Annotated in this window: 15 protein-coding genes and 1 pseudogene; 5 read left to right on the top strand and 11 right to left on the bottom strand. The window is 59.7% G+C overall.

The window, feature by feature from the left end; all coding sequences use genetic code 11:
- Positions 1 to 9: 9 nt before the first annotated feature.
- The 10 genes and pseudogenes from garD to NAT23_RS06270 all read right to left on the bottom strand — a co-directional run bounded on the left by garD (position 10) and on the right by NAT23_RS06270 (position 11,943).
- Positions 10 to 1,578 (bottom strand): galactarate dehydratase, encoded by a 1,569-nt coding sequence (gene garD / locus NAT23_RS06315; RefSeq protein WP_251926498.1) that lies wholly within the window; start codon positions 1,576 to 1,578, stop codon positions 10 to 12.
- Complete coding sequence (locus NAT23_RS06310) at positions 1,575 to 3,083, bottom strand: tripartite tricarboxylate transporter permease (RefSeq protein ID WP_251926495.1); 1,509 nt, start codon at positions 3,081 to 3,083, stop codon at positions 1,575 to 1,577. The genes garD and NAT23_RS06310 overlap by 4 nt, the downstream gene beginning before the upstream one ends.
- 12 nt (positions 3,084 to 3,095) lie before the next feature.
- Complete coding sequence (locus NAT23_RS06305; RefSeq protein WP_251926493.1) at positions 3,096 to 3,539, bottom strand: tripartite tricarboxylate transporter TctB family protein; 444 nt, start codon at positions 3,537 to 3,539, stop codon at positions 3,096 to 3,098.
- 80 nt (positions 3,540 to 3,619) lie between these two features.
- Complete coding sequence (locus NAT23_RS06300) at positions 3,620 to 4,672, bottom strand: type 2 periplasmic-binding domain-containing protein (protein ID WP_251926492.1); 1,053 nt, start codon at positions 4,670 to 4,672, stop codon at positions 3,620 to 3,622.
- A gap of 59 nt (positions 4,673 to 4,731) precedes the next feature.
- Positions 4,732 to 5,652, bottom strand: a complete 921-nt coding sequence (gene kdgD / locus NAT23_RS06295; protein ID WP_251926490.1) for a 5-dehydro-4-deoxyglucarate dehydratase — start codon at positions 5,650 to 5,652, stop codon at positions 4,732 to 4,734.
- Between the two features lie 280 nt (positions 5,653 to 5,932).
- Positions 5,933 to 7,354, bottom strand: a pseudogene (locus NAT23_RS06290) (BCCT family transporter).
- 133 nt (positions 7,355 to 7,487) lie between these two features.
- A complete protein-coding gene (locus NAT23_RS06285) occupies positions 7,488 to 8,978 on the bottom strand; it encodes a tripartite tricarboxylate transporter permease (RefSeq protein ID WP_251926488.1) in 1,491 nt (496 codons plus the stop codon).
- Positions 8,979 to 9,012: 34 nt separating this feature from the next.
- Complete coding sequence (locus NAT23_RS06280) at positions 9,013 to 9,510, bottom strand: tripartite tricarboxylate transporter TctB family protein (protein ID WP_251926486.1); 498 nt, start codon at positions 9,508 to 9,510, stop codon at positions 9,013 to 9,015.
- Between the two features lie 91 nt (positions 9,511 to 9,601).
- A complete protein-coding gene (locus NAT23_RS06275) occupies positions 9,602 to 10,543 on the bottom strand; it encodes a tripartite tricarboxylate transporter substrate binding protein (RefSeq protein ID WP_251926484.1) in 942 nt (313 codons plus the stop codon).
- A 59-nt stretch (positions 10,544 to 10,602) separates the two neighbouring features.
- Positions 10,603 to 11,943, bottom strand: a complete 1,341-nt coding sequence (locus NAT23_RS06270) for a glucarate dehydratase family protein (protein WP_251926483.1) — start codon at positions 11,941 to 11,943, stop codon at positions 10,603 to 10,605.
- Between the two features lie 196 nt (positions 11,944 to 12,139).
- Here NAT23_RS06270 and NAT23_RS06265 point away from each other — a divergent pair, with 196 nt between their 5' ends.
- Positions 12,140 to 13,798: a dihydroxyacetone kinase subunit DhaK gene (locus NAT23_RS06265; RefSeq protein WP_251926481.1), complete on the top strand. Its 1,659-nt coding sequence runs from the start codon at positions 12,140 to 12,142 to the stop codon at positions 13,796 to 13,798.
- A gap of 430 nt (positions 13,799 to 14,228) precedes the next feature.
- Positions 14,229 to 16,436 (top strand): FepA family TonB-dependent siderophore receptor, encoded by a 2,208-nt coding sequence (locus NAT23_RS06260; RefSeq protein WP_251926479.1) that lies wholly within the window; start codon positions 14,229 to 14,231, stop codon positions 16,434 to 16,436.
- A 50-nt stretch (positions 16,437 to 16,486) separates the two neighbouring features.
- Here the strand turns inward: NAT23_RS06260 and NAT23_RS06255 are convergent, their stop codons facing one another.
- Positions 16,487 to 17,674: an MFS transporter gene (locus NAT23_RS06255; RefSeq protein WP_251926477.1), complete on the bottom strand. Its 1,188-nt coding sequence runs from the start codon at positions 17,672 to 17,674 to the stop codon at positions 16,487 to 16,489.
- Positions 17,675 to 17,818: 144 nt separating this feature from the next.
- Between NAT23_RS06255 and NAT23_RS06250 the strand changes: the two genes are divergently transcribed.
- From NAT23_RS06250 to NAT23_RS06240, 3 genes are all read left to right on the top strand, one after another.
- Positions 17,819 to 18,622, top strand: a complete 804-nt coding sequence (locus NAT23_RS06250) for a DUF1206 domain-containing protein (RefSeq protein WP_251926475.1) — start codon at positions 17,819 to 17,821, stop codon at positions 18,620 to 18,622.
- Between the two features lie 86 nt (positions 18,623 to 18,708).
- On the top strand, positions 18,709 to 19,758 hold the full coding sequence (locus NAT23_RS06245; RefSeq protein WP_251926473.1) for a nitrate- and nitrite sensing domain-containing protein: 1,050 nt from the start codon (positions 18,709 to 18,711) through the stop codon (positions 19,756 to 19,758).
- A 116-nt stretch (positions 19,759 to 19,874) separates the two neighbouring features.
- On the top strand, positions 19,875 to 21,875 hold the full coding sequence (locus NAT23_RS06240; protein WP_251926471.1) for a methyl-accepting chemotaxis protein: 2,001 nt from the start codon (positions 19,875 to 19,877) through the stop codon (positions 21,873 to 21,875).
- Positions 21,876 to 21,890: the final 15 nt, after the last annotated feature.

Below are 21,890 nucleotides of genomic sequence, written 5' to 3'. Positions count from 1 at the left end.
ACCCTCGCTTCAGGTTACCGGCGCCGGATTGAACAACACCAAATCGTTGTAGAGCCCCAGTTTTTCTGCCGCAACGGTGGTCCGGCCGCTGGCCACCTCCAAAATCAAGTCAAAAAGTGCCCGGCCTGTCTCTTCGATGGTGGCCTCACCAGTGGCAATACGGCCGGCATCGAGATCGATCAGATCATGCCAACGCTGGCTGAGCGTGGTATTGCTGGAGACCTTGATGACCGGCGTCATGGCCAGGTTGTAGGGTGTGCCTCGACCGGTGGTAAACACCTGAAGGTTCATGCCGGCTGCGGCTTGCAGGGTGCCACAGATAAAGTCGCTGGCAGGCGTGGCTGCAAACGTAAGCCCGCGCGTTCTAAGCCGCTCACCGGGGCCGATCACATCAACGATCGGGGAATTTCCGGACTTGATGACCGAGCCAAGGGCCTTTTCAACCACATTGCTGAGCCCCCCTTTCTTGTTGCCCGGAGAGGGGTTGGCGCTGCGGTCGGCATGCCCAAGCGTCAGATAGTCGTCGTACCAGGCCATTTGATCGATCAGCATCTGCGCGACCTCTGGTGAGACCGCACGCGGCGTAAGCAGGTGGATCGCGTCGCGGACCTCGGTCACCTCTGAAAACATGACGCTTGCACCGGCACGCACGAGAAGATCCGTTGCATGCCCCACCGCCGGGTTGGCCGTTACGCCGGAAAAGGCGTCGCTCCCCCCGCACTGCATTCCAACCACCAGATCAGAGACCGGGCAGGTTTCACGCTGGCGCTGGTCAAGTCGCTGCAGATGGCGCTCAGCGACACGCATGATGCCGTCGATCATCTCGCTGAAACCGGAAAAGGACTCATCCTGGAGGCTGACCGTGCTGGCGCTGGTTTCAGCCTCATCGGAATGATTGAACAGTTTTACCGGCTGATCCTCGACCAGGGTCGAAGGCTGAAGCTTTTCACACCCAAGCCCCAAAACCATGATTTCACAGCCAAAATTCGGGTTTCGTGCAAGGTTTGTCAGGGTTCGAATGGGAATGATGGCCGCAGGCGCGCCGATGGCGACGCCACACCCATAGCTGTGATTGAGTCCGACCACGTCATCGACGTTTGGAAACCGGGGCAAAAGCTCTTTCTTGATCCTCTCGACGACGTGCTCGAGGGTGCCCGCAACGCATTGAACGCTGGTCGTGATCCCAAGCACGTTCTTGGTACCCACCGAGCCATCGACGTTGCGATAGCCTTCGAAGGTATATCCCTCAAGAGGCTCGAGCGCAGGGCTTGGCCGTGAGGCCATCGGAAGGTTATCAAGCGCAGGGGGGGTGGGCAGCTGCACGTTCGATTCGTTGACGTGCTCGCCCCTGGCAATATCCGATACCGCCGTCCCGATGACCTCGCCATAGCGAATGATGTTCTGGCCCTGCGCGATATCGCTCAGGGCAACCTTGTGCCCCTGAGGCACATCCACGACCAGCTCAAGCCCATCCGGCAACCGGGTTCCCGCACGAAGCCCTCCTGAGGTCACGACAATGGCCACGTTATCGCTTGGGTGAATGCAAATGATGCGAGGCTGTTCCAGCGCATTGGTCATGATACGTTCCTCATGCCGCGTTTGCGGGATTTAAAGCCGATGAACGCTGACAGGGCGATGGACGCTGCAATCAGTCCCCAAAGCACAACTGCGATCGGGCTTTTGGTGAAGAAGATCGAATACGTCCCGAAGGATTCGAGGGATTTGACGAAGTAAACCTCGGCAGACCCGCCCAGAATGAAGCCGATGATCAAAGGGGCGACCTCAAGGCCGATCTTCTGGATGATGTAGCCGATGATTCCAAAGATAAGCAGTGTCCACACATCGAACATGATGCCGTAATTGATCGCGTAGGCGCCAATGACGCACATCATTACGATGATGGGAAACAGAATGTACTTGGGAACCAGCACCACCTTGGCGATATGCTTGATGGCATAAAACATCAGAAAGAACATGACGAAGTTGGCAAAGACCAGCGCCGCCATCATGACGTACCAGGTGTCCTGATTTTCAGGAATGAACAATGGGCCGACCTGAATGCCCTGCAGTGTAAAGGCACCGATCAAAACAGCGGTTGTCGAGTCCCCCGGGATACCGAGGGAGAGAAGCGGTATCAAAGCGCCGCCGGTCAGCGCGTTATTGGACGACTCCGACGCAATCAGCCCCTGCGGTGCCCCCTTACCCATCTGACTGGAATCACGAGACAGGTTCTTTTCCTGCGTATAGGCCAGTACGGAAGCCGCGCTGCCGCCTACCCCGGGCAACATGCCTACAAACGTTCCGATAAACGAAGAGCGAACCAGGTTGGTTATGCCGCCCTTGAACACGGACAGCGAAAAACGCTTCTCCTTGCTCACTTCCACATTCGTGCCCTTGAGCCCTCCGCTGATGCCACGCTCGGCCTCGATAAGCACGGTCGAAATTCCAAAGATGCCAATCAACACCGGCAACAGGGAAAAGCCTTCGAACAAGTAGGGTTCCATAAAGTCGAACATGAGGCGGGTTTTTCCATTGCCGCCATCGGAAAGGCTATACGTGCCGATCAGGCTCAACCAGATACCGATTGCACCACTGAACAGCCCCACCAGCATATTGCTGGACATCGACGCGATCACCGACAACGCCAGAAGGATGATCAGAAACTTTTCCACGTAGGAAAACTTGATCGAAAACTCCGCAAGCATTGGCGCAAACCAGAACAGTACGACCGCACTTATCAGACCGCCCACCAGCGAGGCGACAATACAAATACGAAGCGCCCGCTCACCCTCGCCCCGCTGGGCCATGGGGTACCCATCAAATGTGGTCGTGATCGAGGACGGGGTGCCCGGAATATTCAACAAGACCGCCGGTACCATTCCGCCGGAAATCCCACCGACATAAAGGCCCAGCAAAAGCGCAAGCCCATGTTCCAGACCGAGGGCATACGTGAGGGGAAGACAGACAGCGACCGCCATGGTGGCCGTCATGCCAGGGATGGCCCCGAATATAATGCCGACCAGTGCACCCAGCGCTGTCAGTAAAAAGAAGGTGATATCAAGCGATGACAGAACATCCATCATGAGAGCACTCCGCTAGGGCAAGGTGATGTAAAACAGCTTGGCAAAAACGACCCAAGCGAGGGCGGGCGCAAGTAAGGCATTGATACCTGCAACAATGATCTTTCGCTTTGTGCGCGTATGCATATAAAGCAGCGACATAAGAAACAGAAAGCCAATTGAGGTAAACAGGAAGCCATAGCCCGTATAGGGGAAATAATCACCAACCACCGACATCAGATAAAAATACGCGACAAGCAATACCAGTGTGCCCACGAACCGAAAGCCATCCATCGATTCTCCGATAAAGGGCAACGCTCTCTCGCCTCGCTTCACCTTTTTAAGGAAAGGAACAACTCTAAAAACAAGAACCAGGACAAACAGGAGGCCTATCGTCCAATTAATGATATGGGGAAAAAACAAATGAGATGTTTGAAAATCAATCGAAACACTCAGTGGGCTTGTAGTCCCGGATTCCATATCGACTCCGTAAAGAACTCAAATAATCGGGAAGCGCAGATAACACTAAAAAGCCGGCATACGCATATGCCGGCCCAACGCTATTTATTGATGCTTTCTATGATTGTTTCGTAGCGATCAGCCTTTTCCTTCAAGTGGGACTGAGCCTTTGACGAGGGTTTGAAATCGGGAATGAAAAACGACTTCTTCTGAACCTTCTGGATAGCGCCTTCGGCGTAGATTTCTTCCAGCGTGTCATCGATCTGCTTGATGATTGCGGGGTTCATTTTCTTGTTGTAAAGGAAAAAGAATTCCTTATCGAAGGCGAAGTTCTTATCCCCACCCATCGTCACCTTGACGTTGGGTTCTGCGTATTCAAGCAGTGTCGCTCGATCCGTTTGCCCCAGACCGTTTTCCGGCGCCTGCTGCAACGTTTCACTTGTGGCCGTAAGCCAAATAAAGCGCATGGCCTTCTGATCGCTTTCAGGCAGCCGCGTATACTGCTCATTGGCCTGCACTGATCCATTGATCAAATCCGCCTGATCATCGAACAGCAGCTGGTTCTTGTCAGACTGCGAGCCGGTATTTACCGCTACAAGATTATCTTCCGCGCCCGGATGCTCGATGCGAATCGCGTTCTTGAGGGCGGTATACCCGATTTCAGACACCCCGCCCGGCTGAATGGCAACGCGAATGGTCTTGCCCTCCCCCGCCGCCTTGATGATGTCATCAAGCGATTGGTAGGGAGAGTCCTTGGGCACCAGGTAGGCGTTTCCGGGGTTTATGGCAATGGTTGGCCCCACGGTGTAGTTCGTGAACGGATCCTTATAGCCTTCCACCCCGTAAAGGTGACCCAGATAGGACTGGTCATGGAAAATCATCAACGTGTTGCCGCGAGGGTCACGGTCCAGGGCGCGATAGGCAGAACTGAAGCCGACAGCATCCACCTTCATGTTCAAGTCCAGCTTCTTGGAAAGCGCATCGACTACGATACTGGCGTTTTGATACGTATCGCCGCCTGTGGAAGTCGATCCGATAACGACACGAACATTGCCTCTAAGCGGGCCATCGGCTGCCGCCGCAATGGGCGCAAGCGCCAGGGATGCCATAAAGGCAGAGCCGACCAGACCAAACGTTAACCTCGACGTTTTCATGGAGTCACCTCAATTACTGTCATTGTGTGGGTGTCTATTTTTCAGTGCGCTCGCCCGCGTCAGGACGCGTTCTCGACACCGTCGATCAACTGCTTGAGCACCCGGGTTTCATCCTCGGAGGGCATGATCAGCGGGGAACGCACGTTGCCGCCCGGATGACCGACCAGTGACGCCCCGGCCTTGACCAGGCTGACCGCGTAACCCGGGCAGGTGTCACGCAGCTGCACGAACGGGATGAAGAACTCGCGGGTCAGACGCGCCACTGTTTCGGAATCGCCAGCGCGCAGCGCCTTGTAGAACGACACCGCCATCTCGGGGACGAAGTTGAACACCGCCGAGGAATAGGTGTTCACCCCGATGGAAAGATAGGCTTCTGCAAAGATTTCGGCAGTCGGCACGCCGCCGACGTAGACCAGACGGTCACCAACGGTCTTGATGATCGTGTTGAGCGCCTGAATGTCGCCCTTGCCGTCCTTGAAGCCGATCAGATTCGGGCAGGCATCGGCCAGCGCCTTGACGGTTTCGGCGTTCATCAGGCCGTTGGCGCGGTTGTAATAGATCACGTTGATGTCGGTCGAGTCGCACACTGACTTGGCGTACTCGAAAAGACCGGACTGCGGGCACTCGGTCAGATACGGCGGCATCAGGAGGATGCCATCGGCGCCCGCCTCTTCAGCGATGCGCGCGTACTGGCGGGCCAGATGCGCGTTCATGCCGGCGCTTGCGATGACCGGCACCTTGCCGTTGGTGGCCGCGACCGCAATCGTTACGATCTCTTTGAACTCATCAAGTGACAGGTTGAAGAACTCGCCGGTGCCGCCCGCCACGAACAGGGTGGAAATTTCATACTCGAGCAGCCATTCGATGCGCGCGCGGTAGGACGCCGCGTCGAAGTTGCCGAGTGCATCGAAGTCGGTGACAGGAAAAGAGAGCAGTCCGTCGCCAACCGCGTCGGTAACCGCCTGTCTGGAAAACGCCATGGCTCGCCTCATTAATTATTCATGGAACATACGATGTTGATGAAAGTAATTTGTCATACATCATACGTTTAATCCCATTAGACGATGGCTTATAAGACCAAGGTCCCGCGCACTGAGCAGGCATGCCCCTGGCTCTCAACTGCCTGAAAACGCAAAAAAAGGGTCGACGGGTTTCCCGCGGCGGCAACCCGCGAGACCGCAGCACAAAAAAGGCGGCCCGAAGGCCGCCTTTTTCACATTGGGCGCGCACGTTGCGCGCCGTACTCACGAGATTACGCCATTACTTCGCACGCGGCTCGGACATCAAGCCCTTGATCACGCCAAAGCAGCCGATCAGAAGCACGACCGCAAACGGCAGACCGGTCGAGATGACCATGGCCTGAAGCGCGCCGAGACCACCGCCGAGCATCAGGGCAATCGCGATCACGGCAGATTGCCGAGCATCGCGAATAGCTTGAGCTCGAGCGCGGCATTGGCCACCTCGGTATAGCCTGAATCGACCTGGAAGATGGCCGCACCGCCAAAGATCGTCATCCACAAAATGCAGACGATGGTCGGCACCAGAAGCACCGCGATCAAGAACTCACGCACGGTACGCCCGCGACTGACGCGTGCGATGAACATGCCAACGAACGGGGACCAGCTGATCCACCACGCCCAATAGAACGCAGACCACGACTGACTGTAGTTGACGTCGTCACGGCCGAAGGGCATCGAGAGTTCCGGCAGATAGGTCACGTAGGCCCAGATGTTGTTGAAAAATCCAACTACCAGATCCATCGTCGGCCCGGTAAACAGAATGAACAACATCAGTGCAAACGCCAGAGCCATATTCAGCTCGGACAGATGCTTAAGCCCTGCGTCGACGCCTGCGGCCACCGAACACAGCGTGATGGTCGTGATCGCGACGATCAAAAGTACCCGCGTGGTGTCGGTGTCCGGCACATCGAACAGGAAGTGAAGCCCGGCCGCCGCCTGCTGAGCGCCCAGCCCCAACGATGTTGCAAGCCCGAACAGGGTGGAAAATACCGCCAGAATGTCGACGACATGGCCAGGCCACCCCATACGCGCTCACCCAATACCGGGTAGAAGATCGAGCGCATGTCAGCGGCAGGCCCTTGTTGAAGGAGAACAACGCCAGCGACAGCGCCACCATGGCGTAGATCGCCCACGGGTGAAGCCCCCAATGCAGCATAGTGGAGGCCATGCCGAGCTGGCGCGCGGCGGCTTCATTGCCTTCGGCACCGCCCAGCGGTGCACTGTCGGCTCGAACGCCGTTCTCGACCGAGATCCCATCCATCGACGCCGTATAGTGCGAGATCGGCCCGGACACACCGTAGAACATCAGCCCGATGCCCATACCGGCCGCGAACAGCATCGCAAACCAGCTGATGTAGTTGTGATCGGGCTTGGCCTCGGCCCCACCGAGTCGCACCCGACCCAACGGGCTAAAGATCAGACCGACGGCAAGAATCACGAAAATCGCGGTGGACAGCATAAAGAACCAAGACAGGTTGGCGGTCAACCAATCCCGAATGCCGTTGAAGAACGGCTCCATCTGCCTTTGAAGCGTCAGCGTCAGGATGACAAACACCACGATCAACAGTGACGAGATGCCGAACACCTTACCGTGCAGGTCCACATTGAACAGCATGCGTCCCTGAAAATTGTCCTGAACGATGACGTAGTCGGTATCGATCATGTTGAAATCGCAAACCGAGCGCGCTTTCCATGCGCCAAACGGCGCGTTCAGGGCAGAGGCCGTCGCTCCGGGGAGGCACTTTCCGAAGCGACGACACATCAGGACAACAGGAAGAAAGGATGTACCGACCCGGTCAGACGGGCCGCCGAGCTCGATGGTTCTGCCAGATGGTAATCACCAGCAGTAAAAGCGCGATGATCAGAAACGTCAGGCTGATCGGACGGGTGAAAAACGGCGTCCAGTCGCCCTGAAAGGCCTGAAGCCCGCGTCGAAGATTGGATTCGGCGATCGGGCCGAGAATGAGTCCGAGGATGACCGGCGCCGTACCGAAGTTATAGCGGTTGAGGAAATACCCCAACACCCCGAAGCCAAGCATCAGGTACAGATTGAACGTATCGCCATCCACGCCATACACCCCGATGAAGCAAAACACCAGAATCGAGGCCAGAAGCTGCTTGCGCGGCACCATCAGAACCCGAATGAACACCTTGATCCCGAGGCACATGATCAACAGCATGAACGCGTTGGCCACCAGATACGCCAGAAAGATGCCATACACCGTGCCATCGTGGTTATCGAACAGCATCGGCCCGGGCGTGATGCCCTGAATCATCAGCCCCCCGAGCAGCACGGCGGTGGCCGCCTCGCCCGGAATACCAAGCGCAAGCGTTGGAATAAGCGCCCCGCCCAACAGCGCATTGTTGGCGCTTTCGACCGAGACAATACCCGGCGCGTGGCCGGTGCCGAACTTGTCGGGCGATTTCGAAAAGCGCCGGGCCTGGTCGTAGGCCACAAGCGAGGCGATACTGCCACCCGCCCCGGGCACCGGCCCGACGATGGAGCCCGATAAAATCCCCGCCATCAGCGCCCGCCAATGCTTAAGGGTCTCGAGAAAGCGCGGCCGGGCAATGTCCACTCGGTGCTCGCTCGCCTTGAGGCGCGCAGTGGGGTCGTACTCGAAGGCGTCCTTTAACACCTGCGATACCGCAAACAGCCCGATCAGCGCCGGCAGCAGGTTGATCCCAGTCAGCAGCGACAGCTGATCGAAGGTAAACCGGCCAACGCCCGTGATCGGGTCGGTGCCGATGGTCGAGGCAAAAAAGCCCAGAAGCCCGGCAATCAAGCCTTTCATCAAGGATTTGCCCGCAACGGAGGCAATGATCACCAGCCCGAAGATACTCAGCGAGAAATACTCGGCCGCCCCGAAGCGCAGCGCGAATTCGGCGATGGGCGGGGCCAAAAGGCTCAGGATCACCATGCTGGCGACGCCGCCGAAGAACGACGCCACGATGGACAGCCCCAGCGCACGGCCGGCCTGCCCCTTTTGCGCCATCGGAAAGCCATCAAAGGTCGTCGCGACCGAAGACGGCGTACCGGGAATGTTTAAGAGGATGGCCGGGATCGACCCACTGGCCCCGGCGCCGCACAGCGCGCCCAAAAGCATGCCGATGCCCATGACCGGCGGCATGCCGAAGGTGACCGGCAGCAGCAGCGCGATGGCCATGGCCGAGGTGAGGCCCGGCAGCGCCCCCATGATGATGCCAAGCAGCGTACCGCCGGCGATGGCAAGAAGCGTGCCGAGCTGCAGCACCATCTCAAGCCCGTCCAGATATCCGGAAATCATGTCACTCTCCCAATGCACCGGTGCACGAGGCCGCTCAGCCCGGCAGCGGAATGTCGAACAGCTCAGTGAAGACGTAATACACCGCTGATGCGAGCACCACGGCGAACAGCGCCGCCGCCGCCAGCGCCTTGACCTTTCCACCCACCGACTGCGCACTCAGGCCGCCGCTGGTCACGGCAAACCCGACCACACAGCAAAACGTGAACACCGCCGTGCTCGGGATATACCCAAGTCGCTCGAACACCAGGGTGTAGCCAAGCGTCAGCGCCACCACCAGAAGCCACTGCACGACCGCGCGGCGATGGCCGTTGGTGCGCTCACCGCGTGCGGCACTGCGCCATTCGCGCAGGTCATTAATGAAGCAGGGGGTCGCCAACACAAAGACGGCGGCCGAGATCAGCTGCGGAAAGAACGCCGGCGACAGATCCCCCACGATGTCAATGTTCGGCAGGGCCGAGGCATGGACAAAGGCCGCCGCCGAGGCAATCAGCAGCACCAGATCGAACAGCGGCTTTCCGAGATCGCGTTCCATGACGCATCCCTCCAACGACGTGATGAATCAAGCAGGCCCGGCCAATTGCCGGGCCCATAGGCCGCGTTCAAGCGGCCGTTTTCAAGCGCAGTTACTTGGCAAGGTCCCCGGCCGCCGCGCTCATGACCTCGGCGGAATGGTCGATGAACTCATCGAGTTTTTCGCCATAAAGCGGAGACACTTCCGTGCCGAGGTTACGTGCGGTCTTGTCATAGGCGCCTTCAGCAACGATCTGCTTGATGGCCTCGACCCACTTCTGCTCGACCGCCTCGGGCGTGCCCTTGGGCGCGGCGATCCCCCGCCAGACGGTCAGGGTCAGGTCATAGCCCTGCTCCTGAAAGGTCGGCACGTCCGGCAACGAGTCGCTGCGTTCGGCGTAACTCATCGCCACGCCCTTGAGTCGGCCGGATTTCAGCGCCGAGCGAAGCTCGGAGCCGCCAAGCACCACCGCATCGACGTGATTGCCCATCGCCGCCGAAATGGCTTCCGAGCCGCCCGGATAGGGAATCAGATTGAAATTGGCGCCGGTGATGTCGGCCACCGCCTTGGCGGTAATGTAGGCCGAGGAGCCTACGCCCGACGATCCGATGCGAATGGGCGCGTCTGAAGTTGCCCCGTCCACCAGCGATTTCAGATCCTTGTACTTGCCGTCACTGTTGACCGCGACCACGTACGGCTCTTCGACCACCTTGGCGATGAAATCGAAGTCGTTGTGAGTGAACGGCACGTTGCCCATCGCCTCGAGCGTCAGCATGGCGTTACTCGCCGCCAGCAGGGTGTAGCCATCGGCCCTGGAGCTGACCGCACGAGACATGCCGACCGCTCCGCCGCCGCCGGGAATGTTTCGAATCACCAGATCCTCACCCAGACGCTTTTCAAGCAGTGGCTGCAGGGCGCGGATAAAGGTGTCGTTACCGCCGCCGGCGGAAAACGGCACGATCATGTCGATTTTCTTAGTCGGGTAGTCGGCGGCAAGGGCCGGCGCCGCGATAACGGCTGCCGCGAGCGTGAGTGTACCGAGGAGTTTTTTCATTGTTGTCTTCCTTCTTGAGCGTGGTCGGGTGAACGTGGCCAGTGAACCTTTAAAACATGTCAGCGCACCAGCGCCGGGCGTTTGGGATCGAACGCCCAATCCTTGATCAGATACTGCATTGCCATGGCGTCGTTGCGCCCGGTGTCCGGCAGGCGCTTGTACAGCGCGTGCGCCGCATCGATCTGGGCACGGTCGATCTCGATGCCCAGGCCGGGCGCGTCGGTGACCTCGACCCGCCCATCGACGATGTGCGGCGGGTTCTTGGTCAGCCGGGCGTCGCCTTCCTGCCAGATCCAGTGGGTATCGAGCGCGGTCGTTCGGCCGACGGCGGCGGCCCCGACCTGCGCGAACATCGCAAGCGAGATGTCGAAGTGGTTGTTGGAGTGCGAGCCCCAGGTCATGCCGTGGTCCCTGCAGAGCTGCGAGACCCGCACCGCCCCGGACAGGGTCCAGAAGTGCGGGTCGGCCAGCGGAATATCGACCGCGCGCAGCATCAGCGCGTGGCCCATTTCGCGCCAATTGGTCGCCACCATGTTGGTCGCGACCGGCAGGCCGGTGGCCTGCTTGAACTCGGCCAGAATCTCGCGGCCCGAGAACCCCTGTTCCGCGCCGCAGGGGTCTTCGGCGTAGGCAAGCACGCCGTGCATGTCCTTGCAGAGCCTTATGGCCTCCTCCAGCGACCAGGCGCCGTTGGGGTCGAGGGTGACGCGCGCCTCGGGGAAAGCATTGTGCAGCGCCGTTACCGCCTCGATTTCCGCCTTACCGGCCAGCGCCCCGCCCTTGAGCTTGAAGTCTCTGAAGCCGTACCGGTCTTCTGCTGCGCCGGCGAGCTCGACCAGATGCTCGGGCGTTAGCACGGGCCGGTCACGCAGGCGGTACCAGTCATGATCACCGCCGTCGGTGCCGCGCCGGTACTCAAGCGGCGTGGCCTCCCCGTCGGCGATGAAAAACAGATACCCCAGTACTTCTACGCTGTCGCGCTGGCGCCCCTCGCCCAAAAGCTCACACACCGGCACGCCAAGACACTTGCCCATCAAGTCCAGAAGTGCGGCCTCGATCGCCGCCACGGCGTTGATTCGAAGCTCGAACGTCCAGGAACCCTTGCCGAAATCCTCGAAATCGGCGCGCCGGCCAACCCCGTTAAGCGAGGCAACCATCGAGCGCAACTTGCCAAGCGACTGGCCAACGATCAGCGGGCGCGCCTGTTCGAGCGAAGTCTGAATCGTGGTGCCGCCGGGCGCCTCTCCGACGCCGACGTTGCCGGCGCTGTCGGTCAGAAGCACCAGATTGCGGGTGAAATAGGGCGCGTGGGCACCGCCGATGTTGAGCAGCATACTGTCACGCCCTGCCACCGGAATGACCATCATGTCAGTAATCGTCGGCGTTGAACTCATGGCCATGTAAAGGTCTCCGGTGGGTGGCTGAACAGTACAGGCCAGCTAATTTGTCATACATCATACCTAAGCCCCTATTAGACCTTGGCGTATCAGACCAAGGTCAAGTACGACGCCCTGCCACCAAAGAACGCCGCCTTCCCATCCTCAACGCGTTGAATGCGCGCTACGCTGTAGGCACACTCATCACGGCGAGAAATCGATGAAGCGTTTTTACAATGCCCCCGAGCAGATGGTGGACGAAGTGCTCGAAGCCGACGCCCACCTGCGCTCGGTGCGTTTATCGAGCCGAAAAAGCGGCATGCGCATTCTGGTGCGAGACGATTGGGACAAGAACGATCAGGGCCGCACGCAGGTCGCCCTGCTCTCGGGCGGCGGTGCGGGCCACGAACCCGCCCACGCAGGCTTTGTCGGCGAGGGGATGCTCACGTGCGCCGTCTCCGGCAGCGTCTTCGCCTCGCCCTCGGTCGACGCCGTGATGGCCGGGCTCAGAGAGGTCTGCGGTGAGGCGGGCTGTTTGATGATCGTCAAGAACTACACCGGCGACCGGCTCAACTTCGGGCTGGCCGCCGAGCGGGCGCGCGCTGAAGGGCTCAAGGTCGATATGGTGATCGTGGCCGATGACATCGCACTCGATGATGCCCCGCAGCCGCGCGGCATTGCCGGCACCATCGCCATTCACAAGATCGCGGGCTACTACGCCGCCCAGGGCACCTCGCTTGACGAGCTGCGCCCGCTGGTCGATGACGCCGCCTCGCGGCTGGCCTCGCTTGGCATGGCGCTCGACGGCGCAACGCTTCCGGGTCAGGAGCCCTCCCCGCGCTCGCCCGAGCTCGGTCTTGGCATCCACAACGAGACCGGCGCCAAGGATGTCTCGCCCGAAAGCGCCCGCGAAGCGATGACGCTGGTGCTCGCCCCTCTGATGGAGGCCATGCAGTCGCGCCACGGCTCGAAGGTGCAGGTCATTGCGCTCCTTAATAACCTTGGGCGCTGCACCGCCCAGGAAATGATGGTGCTCACTCATGCACTGCTCGAGACACTTGGCCCTGACCGATTGCCGATGCTGATCGGCCCGGCGCCGATGATGACGTCGCTCGACATGCACGGCTTTTCGATCACGCTGCTGCCGTTTGAAAGCGACCTGGAAACCGCACTGAGCGCGCCCGCCACCGCGCCGGGCTGGCCAGGGATCCGCCACGTCACTACACCGGACCGGTTTGAGCCTGATGTGTCTGATCAGAACTCGGTATTGACCGACAACGCCCCACAGGACGACCACATCGCCGCAGCGCTCAGGCGGGTAACGGCGGCGCTGATCGATGCCCGTGAAGAACTCGATGCGCTTGACGCCAAAAGCGGCGACGGCGACGCCGGCGCCAGTTTCGAGCAAGGGGCCAAGGCCATCGAGCAGGCCCTCGACGACGCGCGCCTTCCAACCGAGCGCTGGGTGCCCGCACTCAAGGGCATCGGCGAACTTCTGGCGCGGGACATGGGCGGCTCGAGCGGCGTACTGCTTTCGATTCTATTTACCACCACCAGCGCCGCGCTCGAGGAATCCGACGGTGACTGGGGCCACGCGCTCGCTCAAGGGGTCGAGCGAATGCAAACCTACGGCGGGGCACGCAAGGGCGATCGCACCATGCTCGACGCGTTGATACCGGCCATGGACGCTGTCCGCGACGGCGGCGACATCAAGGCCATGGCGCACGCCGCGCGCCAAGGTGCCGATGCCACCGCCGAGATGAAGGAAGCCCGCGCCGGGCGCGCATCCTATATTCCAGGAGACCGGTTGGAGGGCGTAGTCGATCCGGGCGCCGAAGCGATTGCTCGGGCACTCAAGGCACTGGCTCAACCGGATTAAGGCCACGTTGGCACCCTTTGATCTGCCGGGGCAATACCCACTTTCGCCTCGGCAGATCCCTCTCCAGATACCGACCCTTGCCCTCCTCGATACCGACCCTCCTCAATGCCAACCCTTATAGATACCGACCTTCCTTGGATCTGATCTGAAACGCCGCGCCCTTCATCGCCGAGTCAACGCTCTCCATCTTGACTAAACGCTCTCCATCTTGACTAAACGGTCTCTTGGCTCGACGAAACAGCTTTTCATAGCGGTCAAAAGCTTGACGCCAAGCCTGGCGCCGCCTCATCCGTGGACGGGCACAGGCTAAGTTTTATTCGATTCAGCAATAGCTAAGGATCAATATTGTAAATAAAAATGAAAATACTTATCATTTAATAATAAAAACATGACACCGTGACCCGCATTTACTTTTCGCAGGGAACAGGGAATGACACATAATAAAGATCAGCGATCCCGAGCGCTCGCCATCGCTCTAGGGTCGTTGTGCGTACTTTCTACCACCGCCAACGCCGACACCCCGACCGCGAGCGACAGCGATAACGCCGTCGTATCCGAAGATAAGATCGTTGTGCTTTCTACCGCGCTCGAGACCCTCAAGCAGGCGCCGGGCGTCTCGGTCATTACAGCCGAAGACATCGAGAAACGACCGCCGGTCAATGATCTGTCCGACATCATTCGCCGCATGCCGGGCGTCAATCTCACCGGCAACAGCGCCTCGGGCCAGCGCGGCAACAACCGCCAGATCGACATTCGCGGCATGGGCCCTGAAAACACGTTGATTCTGATCGACGGCGAGCCTGTAAGCTCGCGTAATTCCGTGCGCTACGGCTGGCGCGGCGAGCGTGATACCCGGGGCGATACCAACTGGGTGCCGCCGGAGCAGGTCGAACGCATCGAAGTACTCAGAGGCCCGGCGGCTGCGCGCTACGGTTCGGGAGCGATGGGTGGGGTAGTAAACATCGTTACCAAACAGCCCACTAAAGATTGGCATGGGTCGTTGAGCGTGTATAACAACCTGCCGGAATCCGATGACGAAGGGGCGACCAAACGGGCGAATTTCAGCTTGAGCGGCCCACTAAGCCGCGACGTCACGTTTCGAGTCTATGGCAGCATCAACAAGACCGATGGAGATGCCCCCGACATCAATGCCGACGCGACCGAAAGCAACACCGCAGGTAACGAGGGCGTCCGCAACAAGGACATCAATGCGCTGCTCGACTGGGCATTGACCGATCACCAGACCCTCGAATTCAAGGCAGGGTACTCTCGTCAAGGCAATATCTACGCTGGGGACAGCCAGAACAACCGCCCTACTGACACGACCGAAGCCCTGGCGGAAGATGGCGCCGAAACCAACCGCATCTACCGCCAAGATGTTCGAATCACGCACAAAGGACGCTGGGATAATTGGGATACCCGCGTCAGCGCTCAGTACGAAAATACCCGCAATACGCGCTTGGCAGAGGGATTGGCGGGCAGCGGCGAAGGCACCATCAATACGTCCGATGACTACAACACCAGCGAGCTCAACAGCTATCGACTGAGCGCCGATGCCGATTACTATGCACAAACCGCGCTGGATCAAGTCATCACAGTCGGTACCGAATGGACAAGAGACACCCTGGACGACCCGGGCTCCATGGCTCAAACCGCCGACGCCACTGAGTCCATTGCCGGTTACAGTAACAGCGCGACCGGCGCAACCAGTGCCGAGCAGATCGGCGTTTATCTGGAAGACAACGTCGAGCCCTGGCGCGGCACAGTCATTACACCAGGCCTTAGGTTCGATCATCACACCGCCTTCGGCAACCAATGGAGCCCAAGCCTTAACGCATCGCAGGCGTTGAGCGAACACATCACGTTGAAAGCCGGCATCGCCAAAGCGTTCAAAGCTCCGAATCTTTATCAAAGCAATGGCAATTATTTACTGCGCACCCGCGGCAACGGCTGCCCGATCGGCGTGGATGGCCCGTGCTATTTATTGGGCAACGATGAACTCGAGGCCGAGACCAGCATCAACAAGGAAATCGGCATCCAATACCGTAACGACGACTGGGTCGCCGGACTGACTTACTTCCATAATGACTATAAGAACAAGATCGTCGCTGGCACCGATGTATTAAGCCGAACGACAAGCGACAGCGCCATCCTTCGGTGGGAAAACGCCAACCGCGCCGTCATTCGAGGAATCGAGGGCACATTCCAGATGCCCTTAACCGAGTCCTTGCTTTGGACCAACAATTTGACCTGGATGCTCGAGCACGAAAATAAGGACACCGGCAATCCGCTCTCGGTGATTCCAGAGTACACGCTGAACTCGTCACTGGATTGGACCGTCAACGAGCGGCTCGATACCCAGCTCTACCTCACCTGGTACGGTAAACAGGAAGCATCCTCGAACGCCACCATCGCGCTTCAGGAACGCACCGGCATCAATGACGACAGCCGCTCGCCCTATAGCGTCGTCAGCTGGAATGCCGGCTATACGTTTAACGAGTACCTCCACGGAAGCTTCGGCATCCGCAATATCTTCGATAAACGGCTGTATCGTGAAGGCAACTCAAGCGATGCTGGTGCGGCCACCTATAACGAGCCGGGCCGATCGTTCTACACCACGCTCACTGCAAGGTTCTAAGCTCTGTCCCCGGCGGATTCGCCGGGGGCACCTAGAGCCGACTACGCACGTCAGGCACGCGCCTGACGTGCGACATGCGAGGCCATACCGACTGCGGCGGTCACCACCGCAATCGCCCCGCCCAAAAGCGCGACACCGTCCCAGGCGTAGTGCTGATACATCCACGCAGACGTCAGCGACCCGAACGCCCCGCCCAGAAAATAACAGGTCATATAGCCCGCGTTCAGACGACTGCGCGCGGCCTGATCGATGGCATAGATTAGATTCATATTAGTGATGTGCATCGCCTGAACCGACAAATCCAGCAGCACGATGGCAACGATCAGCCCCACGAGCTCGTGCGGCACCCACCACAGAAGCCCCCAGGCAATCAGCAGCATCACCGCTCCGGCAAGGGTGGTTTGATGACCACGCCCCTGATCCACCAGACGTCCGGCCTGGCGAGCGGCAAGCGCCCCGACCGCCCCGGCAAGGCCAAACAGCCCGATCACGGCGTCGCTGTAATGAAACGGGGGGCTTGAAAGTAAAAAGGCCATGGAGGTCCAGAACACGCTGAACATCGCAAACACCAGAAATCCGATCAGTGCCTGACGCCGCAGTAGCGCGTGCGCCCTGAAAAGATGACCGATCGAGGCCAGAAGCGCGGCGTAGGACATTCGGGTCTCGCTTTTATACGACGGCAACGCCCTGTAAAGCGCCACCGCGTTGATCAGCATCAAGACACCCGCGACCCAATAGACGGTGCGCCAGGTACCAAGCGAGGAGAGCGCCCCCGAGACCGTGCGCGCCAGCAGGATTCCGAGAAGCAGCCCGCTCATGACGGTACCGACCACCTGCCCCCGCTCTTCAGGCTCGGCAAGCGTTGCCGCGAACGGCACCAGCACCTGAGCAACCACCGAAAACATGCCGGTAAGCGCCGTGCCCATCAAAAGCACCGGTAGACTCACAGCGCTTGCGCTGATGAAAAGCCCGCAGGCCGCCAAAAGCATCATCACTCCAATCATTCGCCGCCGATCCAGCAGATCACCCAGTGGCACCAGAAACAGAAGGCCTGCCGCGTAGCCGGCCTGGGCGACGGTCACGATGACACCGGCATCGGCAAAGGAGAGCCCGAGCTGGCCAGCAATCGTGTGCAGAAGCGGCTGGGCATAGTAGTTGCTGGCCACCGCCACGCCGGTGGTGATCGCCATCAACAGCACCAGCGCTCGACTCAACGGCGCTTCGCTCGTCTGACTCATGGGGCACATCCTCAAGGGGGCAAAAAACGAGATCAAGGGTAGCGCATTGTCATAAAGGCGCAATCGAGCACGCACTGTCTGACGTATTAACCTACGCTTTGCACACTCACACACGCTTACACCAATGCACGCCCTGGAGGTTTTGTGAAACACCCGACCGGTATTACCCAGCGTCTGGTCACGCTGACGGCCCGCCTGGGCTACGCTGCCAAAGGCGTGGTCTATATCCTGATTGGCGGTTTGGCCACCATGGCCGCCTTCGATCTGGGTGGTCAGCGCGGCGGCGCCTCGGAAGCCGTGACCCAGCTTGCCGGTCAACCCTTCGGCAGCCTCATGCTCATCGCCATGACGGTCGGTCTTCTGTGTTACACCCTCTGGCGCTGGATTCAGGCGCTGTTTGACGCAGACGACAAGGGCCACTCTCTCAAGGGCATCTGCGTGCGTATCGGCTACGTCATCAGTGGTTCGATCTACGGCATGCTCGGGTATCGCTGCATCGAGCTCCTGACGTCAAGTGGCGGCGGCAACTCCACGGCCTCGTCTCGAACCGCCACGCTCATGAGCCACACCGGCGGACAGATTGCTGTCGCAATCGTTGGCGTGGTGTTCTTTTGTGTGGGCCTTCGTCAGTTCCAGCGCGCGATCAAGCAGCACTACCGTAAATCCTGGCGCACGCACCGCATGCCGCAGCACCAGCTGGCAATAGCCGATACGGTGGCCCGCTGGGGCCTGTGTGCACGGGGTGTGGTCTTTGGAATCATCGGCGGGTTTCTGGTCATTGCCTCCTGGACCGCCAACCCCGATCAGGCCAAGGGGCTTGGCGGTGCACTGGTCACGCTTGCCCAGCAACCGTTCGGCCCGGCGCTTCTGATCGTGGTTGCCCTTGGGCTTCTCGCCTACGGCCTTTACTGCTTCGTCAACGCTCGCTACCGGGACACTCAAGCCTGACAGACGGTCGGCGCGGCTCAAGAAAACAGGGATTGGCTCGATAGTAATGAAACACATCCTGCTTATCACTTACTCGAGCCGCGCCCATGAATCGACCGGTTGCTACGTCAAGGCCCGTGCTCGCCCTTCTGCTGGGCCTTTTTATAGGCGCCATTGCCACCGTGGCTCTTGGCGTTTACACCCTCGAGCAACGCGCGACACGCGATACCACGCGGCATCTACTTGAACACATTGATGTGGCCCGTGCCGGAAGCACTCTGGTGCATGCACTTCAGCGTGAGCGCGGCCTGTCGTTTGGCCGTGCCGGAAGCACCGATGACCACTTCGACACCGCGCTCGAGCACCAGCGTACCCTCACCGATGCACGCATCGCGCAGTGGTTGGCGAAAGCCGCACCGTTTCTGGCCGCGTCACCTCAGCTCGACCGCACCGCAGATAGTCTGGGCGCCCTCGAGGAGATCCGAAGTGACATCGACGACCGCCTGCTGCCTGCCAGACTGATTCTTGAGCATTACACCGGCGTGAACCTCACGCTTTTAAACCACATCAGCCGCCTGAGCGCCGAGTCGGAGCACACTAAAACCGCCCAACGCCTGACGAGCTGGCACAGCCTAGTGATGGCGAAGGACCTCGCCGGGCTCGAGCGCGCCCTGGTGGCGCACGCCTACGCCGCCGACACCATGCACGGGCCAATGTTTCGTCGCTACATGCAGGTGCTCGAGCAGGAATACGCCTACCTCGATATCTTTCGCGCCAACGCCGCGGCACGCGTTGCCGAGCAAAGCCAGGCGCTTTTGTCCGGCAACGGGCTGAGCGCGCTTGAAAATGAGCGGCTTTGGGTGATGAAAAACGCAGGGGTTCCCAACGCCCTGAACCGAGACCCGAGCGCCTGGTTCGAACTGATGTCGCGGCGGGTCGATGCCCTCGGGCGTCTCGAGACGGTTGTCGTGGAAGAGCTTGAAGCGCTCATTGACGCACGCAACGAGCACGCCAGAGACCTTGTGAACCGCTGTGCGTTCGGCGTGGCGGCAGGCCTTGTGCTCATGAGCGGACTGCTACTGCACCTAGTGTGCCGAGCGCGCCACAAGGCCCTGACCGAGACGCCGCGCTCGAGCTTGTCGCACGCGAGGCGATAACGGTTATACCCTGCCAAAGTATCAGCATTTTCATGATCAAGGTTTGAGACGGCGGTACCGATAGTTCCCTAACTACATTTCGGTTTATTCGATCCACTCAATGATGAGCGCCTTCCATGTCATTACTTCACCGCCTTCCCATCATAAGCAAATTTCTCTTGGCCCTTGGCCTGCCCATTCTGGCCATGGCCTTTTTCTCAATCAGTGGCATCCATACCCGCTGGATGACTATTCAGGAAACCGACCATCTGGTCACCGTGACCCACATTGCCGAGCGAACCGGCGACCTAGTGCATGCACTTCAAGGCGAACGCAATCTGTCGGCGGGGTATCTTGCCAATAATCGTCAGCAGTTCGGCGAAGCCCTTAGCCAGCAGCGTCGGCAGGTGGATACCGAGCTCACCCGCTGGAAAGACGCCATTGGGGAACTTACCGGCACCGAAGACCAGACAATTGCTGGCCCTGTCGACGCCGCCAAGACGTCATTGAATAAGCTCGACGCGCTTCGAAGTGACGTGGATGCCGGTGGCATCAGCCCGCCCCAGGCGGCCGATGCATTCACGCGCGAAACCACCGGACTGATCGCCATCATCGGCCAGGTCGCGCACCTGCCGAAAGACGCCGACATTGCCGGGCGCATCTCCGCGTATTACAGCTTCCTGGCCGCCAAGGATCTGACCGGCACCGAGCGGGGCCTTGTGGCCGGCGCACTCGCCATGAATCAGATGCCACTGCCCCAACAGCAGATGTGGATGCAGTTGATCGGCCGAGAACAGGCCTACCTCGAAACCTTCAAGGCATTGGCGAATCCGTCAGTGGTCGCGCAGTACAACGACCTCATGGCGGTTCCTGACATCGCCGCGATCCGAACGATCCGACAAGACATCATGTCCAAGCTCGACGTTGGCGGCTTCAACCGCTCCCCCGACACCTGGTTCGGTCTGCTGGCAACCAAGATGGACATCATGAAGCGCATCGAAAATCAGGCGGTCGCTGACATCATGACCAAGGTCGAAGCGCTGCGCTCGGCCTCGATCACCAGCATGTGGACCTACGTCATTCTTACAGCAGCCATCCTTTTGATCACGCTTGCTTTGACCTGGGTCATCGTACAGGCCATCAACCGCCCGCTTCTGGCCGCGCTCAAGATCATCAAGCATCGAGGTAATGACCTCACCCAGCGCCTTGCCGTGCCTGGAAGCGATGAGCTCTCACGGCTGTACTCGAGCTTTAACACCGCAAGCGAGGAAACCGAGCGGCTGGTCGGCAACATCAAATACAATGCCCACACCGTCAGCGACGCCAGCCATGAAATCGCTCAGGGCAATGCCAATCTTGCAAGCCGCACCGAGGAGCAGTCGGCCTCGCTTGAAGAAACCGCGGCCAGCATGACCGAGATCACCGAAACCGTGCGTCATACCGCAGACAATGCCGCGCAGGCCAAAAAGCTCTCCGAGCAGGCCGAGCGGGAATCGGCCGCCGCCTTCGACAGTGCCGAAAGCACCCGCGAAGCCATGGGCCGCATTCAGGACGCCAACCAGCAGGTGGCGGCCGTGGTTAGCGCCATCGACAGCATTGCCTTTCAGACCAATCTGCTTGCGTTGAACGCCTCGGTCGAGGCCTCGCGCGCCGGCGAACAGGGCCGGGGATTCGCGGTCGTCGCCGCTGAAGTCCGGCAGCTTGCAAGCCGCAGTGCCGAGGAAGCGAGCCGAGTACGCACTCTGATTAAGCAAAGCACCGAAACCATCGAGGAAGGCAACCAGCGCGTCACCTCAACCCATAAGGCGCTGACCGACATCCGCGCCCGCATCAAGGAAGTGGCGGTGCTTGTGGCCGAAATTTCGACCGCCGCCTCCGAGCAGTCCGACGGCGTCGGCCAGATCCACCAGGCCATTTCACAGCTCGATGACACAACCCAGCGTAATGCGGCCCTGGTCGAGGAAATCGCCGCGGCCAGCAAGCTGCTCGACGATCAGGCCGTCGAAATGAATGAGCTGATTGCGCACTACACCGTAAGCGACACCCTCGCACAGGACGCCGCGCACGAGCCTCACTCCGACGCGGTCACACCGGCCAGAAAGGCGTCGACTGCCGCCCGGCACACGGACATGGCCTGATCACAAGAGATGAAA

This window comes from Larsenimonas salina (assembly GCF_023736155.1).
In the GTDB taxonomy this organism is placed as follows: domain Bacteria; phylum Pseudomonadota; class Gammaproteobacteria; order Pseudomonadales; family Halomonadaceae; genus Larsenimonas; species Larsenimonas salina.
Note: the sequence above shows the minus strand (reverse complement) of the source record. Positions and strands in the feature narration are given on the sequence as shown.